General features: G+C 41.7%; 8 protein-coding genes. 5 read left to right on the plus strand and 3 right to left on the minus strand.

Annotated elements, in window-relative coordinates; all coding sequences use genetic code 11:
- The 3 genes from NG798_RS26115 to NG798_RS26125 form a co-directional block, all read right to left on the minus strand.
- Positions 1 to 209: macro domain-containing protein (locus NG798_RS26115; RefSeq protein WP_261226653.1), on the minus strand; the 209-nt coding region annotated here is incomplete at its 3' end.
- A gap of 47 nt (positions 210 to 256) precedes the next feature.
- Complete coding sequence (locus tag NG798_RS26120) at positions 257 to 883, minus strand: DUF4433 domain-containing protein (protein ID WP_261226654.1); 627 nt, start codon at positions 881 to 883, stop codon at positions 257 to 259.
- Positions 884 to 1037: 154 nt separating this feature from the next.
- Positions 1038 to 1508 (minus strand): hypothetical protein, encoded by a 471-nt coding sequence (locus NG798_RS26125; protein WP_261226655.1) that lies wholly within the window; start codon positions 1506 to 1508, stop codon positions 1038 to 1040.
- A 189-nt stretch (positions 1509 to 1697) separates the two neighbouring features.
- On the opposite strand from NG798_RS26125, the gene NG798_RS26130 reads away from it, so the two are divergent.
- From NG798_RS26130 to NG798_RS26150, 5 genes are all read left to right on the plus strand, one after another.
- Positions 1698 to 5849 carry an NACHT domain-containing protein gene (locus NG798_RS26130; protein WP_261226656.1) on the plus strand — a complete coding sequence of 1384 codons (4152 nt, stop codon included), beginning with the start codon at positions 1698 to 1700 and terminating at the stop codon, positions 5847 to 5849.
- 616 nt (positions 5850 to 6465) lie between these two features.
- Positions 6466 to 6897, plus strand: coding sequence for an EVE domain-containing protein (locus NG798_RS26135; protein ID WP_261226657.1), 432 nt, complete (start codon positions 6466 to 6468; stop codon positions 6895 to 6897).
- Between the two features lie 36 nt (positions 6898 to 6933).
- A complete protein-coding gene (locus NG798_RS26140) occupies positions 6934 to 7056 on the plus strand; it encodes a hypothetical protein (protein ID WP_261226658.1) in 123 nt (40 codons plus the stop codon).
- A 291-nt stretch (positions 7057 to 7347) separates the two neighbouring features.
- A complete protein-coding gene (locus tag NG798_RS26145) occupies positions 7348 to 7494 on the plus strand; it encodes a hypothetical protein (RefSeq protein ID WP_261226659.1) in 147 nt (48 codons plus the stop codon).
- Between the two features lie 371 nt (positions 7495 to 7865).
- On the plus strand, positions 7866 to 8336 hold the full coding sequence (locus NG798_RS26150; protein WP_261226660.1) for a cupin domain-containing protein: 471 nt from the start codon (positions 7866 to 7868) through the stop codon (positions 8334 to 8336).
- Positions 8337 to 8424 lie beyond the last annotated feature (88 nt).

The raw sequence follows: 8424 nt of genomic DNA on the forward strand, positions 1-8424 counted from the left end.
TAAAGCACTGAGCCGGTCGATACTGTAAACATCCGACCTGGCTCTACTTCTTTTGCATGGCAGGCTTTCTCATATTGGCGAAAGTTTTCGGGAAAAGCTCGTTTAAATTGCAAGGCGATACCTTTACCCATGACACCAACGCAGTTAACGGTGTTGACTAGGGCTTCGGTTTTCTCTTCCAATAGGTTGCCTTGCTTAAACTGAATCATTACTTTTCCCTATTCTTGTTAGTACAATTGTACTATAGAGTAGTTGTTCAGTAATACCAATTAGAGCAAACGCTTATTTGGATCTGATAGTTAAATTTTGCTAAGATTTCCTCAACTTGTAGTTTAGTTGTGTTATTTATTACACCAATTTTTGTAATTAATCTCCAAGGGCAAAATTGATAAACTAAAAATTCTGCTTGTCGCCTCCGCTTGCTATCGTTATCTTCTGGGCTCTTATCCCAATATTTATCTTTCATAATTGCCCAATCAATAGAGGATTCTAAAGCTGATAAATCGTCGTAAAAATCGCTGTAGCTCATAACGGCATGACCATCTGTGAAAGCAAAAGGGATACCCTCACTTTTTATTATTTCGGCTTCTGCTACTAGGTAAATGATTGGGTTTTGTCCTTGAGTATAATCGGCTACTCTACCATTGTGAATTGCGTAAAGCATGGGGGAACGAGGAGCCAAATAAAATGGCACATAGTCGTGCAATACTCCACCGGCACCGCAGGGGACAGGAATTCTAGCGCGACGAGATTGGATGCCTTCATGAGCGATATCAAGATGGTTTACTTCCTGTTGTATTAATTCGTTTTTAGCAAACAACCCCCCTGATTTTAGAATCAAAGGCAAGTTATTGATATGAGTAATATGATAGATGAAAGTCATGTTAGTTTAGCTATATATCTTTTTGTTTGGATTTTGTAACTTCTATTTACTCGTCTTTTGCAGATCAATATGTCGTGCATCAGCCGTTGCTTTTGGAATCGGATCTGGTTGATGTAGTCTTTTTTTATGCAGATGCGGGTAGTGTAATTTAAATTTATCCTATTACATCTTGTTCTTTTAAAAGACGTAATAGAGAGATACTAGCAAGGTTTTTACTTGAAATTCCTAACACACCAACTGGTCTAATTAAAACCCCACAAAGTCGAAAACTTATTTCATCACTGTAAAGAAAATAGTTTACAAAGATAAGACGTAATTTTTCGCTCAAGAGCCTAATCCGAATGACTACTGTTCTCCAGCGCTGATTTTTCTTAATTATTGGCATTGCATTTGGAACCAGTTCAACCCTGGTACTTAAACTCTTGAGCCAGGGGTTTATCTGAAATCCGTCTGCTTTCATCTCATACAAAATTGCATCAGTATCAGCTTTAAATGGGGATGGTGAAGTTTTGGGAAAACTAGATACCGTTTCAGCCAGTGTTATCAAGCGATCCAAACGTGTTACGCCGCCATACGCATCCGTAATTTCTTTCGCAGGCTTGATATAGTCAATTGCTGGTGTCATCTTTATCTCCTTTTAGAACTCATTTGTGAGGTAACTGAATCCCAAGGTAATTTCGGGGTTGTACACCAAAGCAAGTATCTTGCTTAACATCTGTAAGTTATGTAGAATGGGCATCAGCAGTTCGGAGCAACTACTCCAAGTTCGGGGTACTCCGAACTTTCTGGTAAATTCCTCTACTTAACCCACCTTATGAAGGCACTAACCTGGGGCGATACTTCTAAAGGCCGTGTAAGAAGTCTGTTAGATGCCTTGCTCTCCTACGAGGAATGGCAGCGAAATGGTATTAATATCCCAAAACACATATCCAAGTGGCGAGACAAGGAGAGCAAGGCCCCCCAGCTAGTTGTGGATACAAAAGTCAGGTATCTTAGGGAGCTTTTAAAAAAGCAAGGGCGCCATGATATATTTAAGCTCAAAGATCCCAGCGAATATGTGCGAGCGATGCTCAAACGTCTGGAAGAGTTAGACATTTTAAAAGATGACCGTAGAAAAGGTCAAGGCTCTGAAGACTGGCAATTTACTCTTACCCTCTGGTCAAAAGATAAAACAACAAATCTAAACAAATTTGATATTGAGTGGGAGAATCACAGACCGGACAAGTCAAAAGTTCAAGAGTATACACAAACAACCTTTCCGCAGCAGACTGATGCTCCCTTGAAAAAACTACAGCCTCGACTTGAAGAAACTCTAAATTTATATCTCGCTCAGGGCTTCCGTAATGATAGATTAGCCAAATTAGATCAAGCAGGTGATCGCGATGAAGGGGACACTAAGCTAGTACGAGTTTTTATTGACCTAAATGTTAGAGTTCGCCAAGGGTCAAAGCCACGCGATATGAGGCTAGAGAAACTTCCCGTATCAGCAAAAAAAGAATTAACCATTGAACAGCTTTCCTTGTTTGAAGGAACAGATAGCTTCTCTGCAATGAAATGTCTTCTGAAAGAGGACTACCCCAAGGTTGTAATCATTGGGGGTCCCGGTCAAGGAAAATCCACCTTGGGACAACAACTTGCACAAGTGCATCGTGCCAAACTTCTTAACGAAACTTACGATGACAAATATCAACCCGACACTACCCGCATTCCATTTCATGTAGTGCTGAGGGAATTTGCTCAATGGCTTGATAATCAAACTGATCTAGATGCTTTGGAAGCCTATCTAGCTTTTTGGGTAGGGAAGTTAGCTAAACGCTTAGGAGAAGTGACGACCCAAGACATACAGGAAATTCTTCGCTCTCGACCCTGCCTGTTAATTTTAGATGGGCTTGATGAAGTTGTTGCACCTAAACTGCAAAGGCGAATGATTAACCGCATTGAAGACTTTCTTGGTGCGGCGGAGCAATTAGGTACCAATCTGATGGTAGTCGCAAGCTCTCGACCTAACGGATATGATGACCAGTTTGACCCCGAACGATTTTTGAATTTAGAACTGGAATTATTGTCACCTGAAAAGGTGACAGAGTATGCAGAAAAATGGGTAGACGCAAAAGATTTGGGTGAAGAAGATCGCTGTAAAATCCTGCCTACCCTCAAAGATTGTCAAAAGGATTCTAGCATTGCTGAACTATTAGTAACACCATTGCAAGTGTCTATTATCTTGATCATTATCAAGAGCGGTAGACGCCCACCATCCGAGCGTGAAAATCTCTTTAACGAATACTGGCTGACAATATTTAGACGAGAAGAGGGCAAAAATAATAAAATTAATGAAATCATCCAAAACCAAGAGTCTCATTTACTCAATATCCACGCTTTTTTAGGTTATATTTTACATCGTAAAGCTGCTGCCCAAAACGTTCAATCGCTTTTACCAGAAGTAGATTTTAAGCAAAGCATCTGTGAATTTTTGCGGAAGAGAAATAAACGCTTAAATGAGCAAGAAATTTGTTCAAAGATGGAGCAATTAGTAAAAGAAGTCGGGGATCGGCTTTATATGATAGTTCAGCGGGAGAAAGGGCAATTCGGTTTTGATCTGCGTTCTTTCCAAGAATTTTTTGCTGCCGTTCATTTGGTACAGGCAGCTAGTGACTCAGAAGAACGTTTCAACCGCTTCAAAGCCATTGCCCGTTCCGAACACTGGACTAATGTGGCATTATTCATGGCTGGTCGAATTGCTCGTACTTCCATAGGTGAAGCCGCTCGTCTCGAACCTGCTTGGCGTGCTGTGGATCGTGATGGAGTAAATCGCTACTTGAAACCAGGAGCTTGGTTTGCTCTACAGATTGCAGCGGATGGCGCTCTTGGCGATGAGACTGACCTTCAGTATTCTGCTGTAGAAGACGGTCTTAAGGTTTTGGAAACAGGTCTGACAGAAAAACAACAAGACCTACTCAAGTCTTTAGCAAAGCGACTACCTCAAAAAGATCAGCAGGAAATTCTTCGACCTGTACTGGAAAATAAACTTCGAGCTTTGCCAGAAGGTTGTCTGATACCGGCATTGGCTCTATACAGCCAATGCTTTGGGACAACAGCTCTCTTTCTGGAAACAACTGATGCGCTGCTCCAGACTCAGCGCGAAAACTTAGTGAATTCAGCATTAGAACTTGCCTTAGAGCGTAAACCCAATCCAACATGGATGGTAGAGCGATTGCAAAACCATTGGTCTTACTGGAAAAAACGATTCCTAACTCTGTGGTTCCGTTCATTGGAAGACGAGGAATATGTTGAAAAACTATTGAATGTCTGGTCGCTTTCTGAGGAAGAGGTAAAAGAACTAGCTGAAGCAACTTTAGAATCGTTCCCCTATTACCGTGGTCATTTCTACAAGAAATTTCAATTGAGAATACCAGAAGAACCAAAGTCGCTATTGGAGCAATTCATAGTGATGTTGAGATGCAGCGACTTATTAGCTTGCTACACTACAAATGTTCGCACAAATGATATCCCTGTAGACAAAGGGGGTGAAATTTCAATAGCAGCGTTGGGGAAAGCTGTCTCTACACGCTCTATTCCCAAAGGCCTTGCCAAGTTTATAGATAATCAGTTGCAGCGCTCTGACTTGATAGGATTTCTGCGAGTTCAATTGTGGGCGCTGTTCTGGCTCATTCATAAGCCTAACTCAGTTAATGTATCTGCCTTCCTTGAAGACATTTGGACAATTCAACAGAGACAAGAATTATCTAACCGCTTTTTGCGCTATAGGGGTTTTACTTCAACATGGCCCCTTTTGGATCTAGCTGTCGAGCGACAACAGGTGGGCGGGCTTGATGCTGCTAAATACTTGCTACCTTTCTTGGAAGAAAATAACCAGTTATCAGTTGCTCAACAAGTGACAGAGACAATTAAAATCTATATTAAACAAGCAGATGAGACGCAAAAACAGCGATTGTTCATAGCAATACAAACGCAGAGTGGATTAAATGATCTTTTACCTCAGTTAATTCCATTAGCTAATGAAATGAGCATAGCCGTTGAAGAATTAGTAGATGCTCACATTAGCTCTTATTCGTACACTTCTTATGACTTATCGGAATACCGAATTGAATTAATTGAAAATTTATTAACAACCGCTAAAAGCGTGATAAATAATCGTCATAAACTTGTTAGATTGCTTTGGGTTATTATTAACCAGAGGACATGGATATCTACTCCAGAAATTTTAAACCAAGCACGCCAGCTTTTAGAATTAATTCTTGATAACTGGTCAAATGTTGAAGAACCTCCTCTGACAGAATTCATATTAATCTTATTTTTAAAATTATTAATTCACGATCAACAGATACAGCCAACTCTTCACCGCTTGTTTACAACCCTTTCTAAAACCGAGCTTATCCAACTAAAATCTTGGCGAATTTATGAAGCTATTAACAAGCGGTTATCCGAATGTTTGTCGGCACTAAAACCCTTTTTAGAACATGATGAAGAAGATGTTAGAGTAGGGGTTGCACTGCTTTTAAAAGCAATTGTTGAAGCACCATATCTCTATAGAAGAGGTAATGATAAGGAGATAATCCAGGAATTAAAGAATATTCGCTTTGATCCGGAAAGGGGAATAAGCTTTTTAGAGTATGAAGATAGTAAGCTTCGTCTAGTTGGTATTGCGCTACTTACCTATTCAAATTATCCGATTGAGGATATCAAATACAGAAACCAACTCTTGGTAGCCTTGCAGCACGCTAAAATTGCTGTGGAAGAGCAGGCTTGGGCAGAGCTTTTGCAAAAAATTGCCATTTCTGAAGAGTATCAGTCAAGATGGAGTAGCTTCCTCGAAGGAATACTAGCAGAACCTCGAAACTATGGCAGTTTGGTATTGAGCGCCGCGATGGGCCGCTATCAAAGGCTTAACAGTGCTGCGAATGTCACGATATCTGAAGAGCAAGAGAAGGAATTGGGATTGCCATAAAGAATTGTGCTTGCAGGAGAAACTTGCTGATTTGCCCAGCATCGAAGAAATTGAGATCGAAGTGACGCTCAAAACTCTTTTTTTATCACTTCCGCACCTGATTAATGATCTATAAAATAATACTTCTTGACGGTCTGACAAGAAGCCTAAAAGCAGTAGTGCTTGAGAATTTGAGCCGAGAGTGGTAAAAAAATAACGGTCTCAATTGTACCTTGATGCCCAACAAATGTTACCTTAATTTTATCATAAACCCCTCGCAAAGCAATTAAATCCCGGTCAGCTTTTGACATTTCAGTTATTGATGGGGTTATTACAACTTCATAGACAAATCAGGATAAAAAGATTAACTTCCCTGTTTCCACAAGTACAGATGTTCGGTAAAGGTGACTTTTCTACAAGATTAGATTGCATTATTTCAAATAATTCCTAAACCGGCCAGATGCTTTGCCTTGGCAAAAAGTTTTGAGGATTACCCCAGAAGCGGAGATTCTCCAGATTCCCTTACCCAATGCTTCAAAGCTCAAAACCAAAACCGGCCCCCTTGCCAACTAGGACTGGTAACTTAGCTATAATTACCCCAAACAGCAGTACCAGCTTATGTTACTGGTGAAAACGAGTGAAATATTGGTTATTTCAAGGAAATCCTAAATATTATCGGCTGGGGGACGCCATCCGAGATTCTGAGCAAATGCCTTGGCTGGTGACACGCTATGTCAACGAGATGGCCGTTGGGGATGGCGTATTGATTTGGCAGGCGGGGGAGAAAGCTGGAATTTATGCCACCGCCGAAATTATCGAACAACCGAAAATGGTGGATAAGCAACCGGATATCGACTATTGGCTGGACAAAAGCCGATTGGGTAGCAAACCCCAAGCAACCATTAGCTTTACCAAAAAATTGTTAGACACACCCTTATTAAGGGAAAATTTAAAACAAGACCCAATGCTGAAGAGTTTATCTGTGATTGGCCGGCCAAACGCCACTAACTATAAAGTTACACCCCAAGAAGGGCAAAAATTACATGAGATAATTCATTCAGCCATTTAATATTTAATCACTATTCAAAACTTTACACACAAAATTATGAGTTTTACTAGAGCGCCGAATGATGTCATGGGGCCGGTGGGTTTTATGAGGCCGGTGGAATTGAGAGCGCCGGTGGAACTCCCAGAACCCTTGGATGGGGTGAGACAGACGGATGTTTGAGGGCCGGGGGATGTTTGGAGGCCGGGGATCTGTTAGGGGCCGGTGGCTGTTTGGGAGCCGGTGAACTGACGGGGTGACAAGTGTCTTGAAAGCTTTTACTGGCAAGGGATTGAGCCACTTGAGGTAAAAAGAGGTAGTTATTCACAGCCGGCGTTACAGGCATTTTTGTCAACAATGGCTTTCTAAGCGCGACTATTCATTTAATGATTAGATTTAGGAGGCGTAGGTAACAGAGGAGTTTTTTTGGATGCTAGAGCCTGAAAGTCTGGCGTTAGAAGGCTTTGAGAAAAATTGTCATCCCGTAAGCCCACCGGCACCACCAACTTCCCCAACACCTTGAGCCACATCGGAGTCCCTGGATGTAATAAAGCCGGTGAATCTGACTACACCCTTGGATGTTCACGGGCCGGTGAATTTCGAGAGCGTCGGGGATATTGAGAGGCCGGTGGTAGTTGGGGAGCTGGTGAATTTTGAGAACTCGGTTTTCACGCTGAGACTGGTGGACGTGAGAGAGCCGGTGGGACTCTAGGGGCGGGTGAATCTGTCAGGGCCGGTTAAAATTTCTCCCCCGGCTTCCCAGATTGTTGACGGTGAATCTGCCAAGGCCGGTGGATCTGCTAGAGGTCGGTGAATGGGGCCATACGAATGAATGTTTAATTAAGTACCGTGTGTCGCACCGGCTCTAAAGGTTTAGAAAAGCTAGAGTGGAATAAATTCTACGCTTGTTAGGGCGAGTTTGTTACTCAAAAATCTTCGACCTAAAAGTGTGAGGAGTGTTAAACAATTAACATGACAAGTAAATTAGGGTTATGAAGCAACCGCCAATTTCAGCAAGATCGATTCCAGCACCGGCCGGTAAGACAATATATCCAGAACCATTCGCTTCCCTTGTTCAAGGACGGCAAAAGCGAAAGTTGGGAGAATATTTTGGGTTGACTAATTTCGCAGTTAATTTAACCCATCTCTCCCCCGGTGCAATTTCTGCACTTGCTCACAGCCACTCAAAGCAAGAAGAATTTATCCTAATATTGGAAGGCAGCCCAACCTTGGTACTAGGCGAAAAGGAATTCGTTTTACATCCTGGTGACTGTTATGGATTTAAGGCCGGCACAGGTATTGCTCATCAACTAATTAATCGAACTCAGGAAAATGTAACTTATCTTGAAATTGGCGACCGCACTGAGGGAGATGAGGTTAAGTTTCCAAATGACGATCTTAAAGCAACACAATTGCCGAATGGTGAATGGGCTTTAACGCATAAAGATGGTCACCCTTATTAAGGATAAAATGTAGTTATTAGCGTCTGAGTTATCCCAACAAATGCAGGGAACTGAGGTGTAAAATATGGAAATTAAGTTACAATTAGCT

The sequence above is a fragment of the Ancylothrix sp. D3o genome (assembly GCF_025370775.1).
In the GTDB taxonomy this organism is placed as follows: domain Bacteria; phylum Cyanobacteriota; class Cyanobacteriia; order Cyanobacteriales; family Oscillatoriaceae; genus Ancylothrix.

Coding starts and splice junctions, on each gene's coding strand:
- NG798_RS26125 (WP_261226655.1), bottom strand. CDS start 1,508: ATGACACCAGCAATTGACTATATCAAGCCTGCGAAAGAAATTACGGAT.
- NG798_RS26140 (WP_261226658.1), top strand. CDS start 6,934: ATGAGTTTTACTAGAGCGCCGAATGATGTCATGGGGCCGGTGGGTTTT.
- NG798_RS26120 (WP_261226654.1), bottom strand. CDS start 883: ATGACTTTCATCTATCATATTACTCATATCAATAACTTGCCTTTGATT.
- NG798_RS26150 (WP_261226660.1), top strand. CDS start 7,866: ATGAAGCAACCGCCAATTTCAGCAAGATCGATTCCAGCACCGGCCGGT.
- NG798_RS26130 (WP_261226656.1), top strand. CDS start 1,698: ATGAAGGCACTAACCTGGGGCGATACTTCTAAAGGCCGTGTAAGAAGT.